Raw genomic sequence first — 724 nt, 5'->3', positions numbered from 1 at the left:
GGGGAATACGAAGACGAAGGGGGTGTGCAGGATCCGCGCCTCGAAGGCGAACTGTGCTCCCTGGATGTTGATCCTGGCGAAAACCAAGTCGGGCATGTGGACCTCGTGACGGCTGGGTTCCGGTTCCGACGATCGCGGCGCGCAGCAAGAAGCTTTGGGCGACTGTCGGAACGACAGGTCGCCCACCCCGCACGGCGTCGCGTGATTCTGCGTCCTCTCGACCCCGGTCGCACAACCGACGGAGGCTCGGGGATCGTCCCCGCGGGAAGGCGCGGCTCAGGTGATCTGGACGTCGAGCGAGATGCTGCTGTGGGCGCAGGTCGGCTGGATCCGGGCCTGGCGGCCCGAGCTGGTCGTGATGGTGAACGGCGCGGACTGGTCGGCGGCCTGGTCGGTCCACCCCCATTTGCCGTGCGCGTCGTTCATGCCGTAGCCCCAGTGCGGGGCCGCACCCATGGTGAGAAACTGGAAGGGCGCGTAGACGCTGACGCCGAACAGCTCGGCGCCGTTGTTGGTGCTCCACATGGTGCTGCACTTGGAATGGCCGTCGACGTACCAGCTCAGCGTCTCGCGGACGATCCAGAGCACCTCGCGACCGGAATACTTGTCGAGCGTCTTGCCGGGGGACTGCTTCACGGTGTCGAGCTTGTCGTCGATGTCCCAGGTCGTGTGGCCCGACCAGTCGACGGCGCTGAAGTTCGTCAGCACGATCTTGATGTCCATC

General features: G+C 65.7%; 1 protein-coding gene. It reads right to left on the bottom strand.

Annotated features, from left to right (window positions below; genetic code table 11):
- Nucleotides 1-276: 276 nt before the first annotated feature.
- Nucleotides 277-724 (bottom strand): hypothetical protein (locus ABTU92_RS30295; RefSeq protein ID WP_408095235.1); only part of this gene is annotated, 448 nt, incomplete at its 5' end.

Origin of the sequence: Rhodoplanes sp. SY1 (assembly GCF_046000175.1) — a bacterium.
GTDB lineage: Bacteria > Pseudomonadota > Alphaproteobacteria > Rhizobiales > Xanthobacteraceae > Rhodoplanes.
This window is presented reverse-complemented; position numbering and strand designations above follow the sequence as displayed.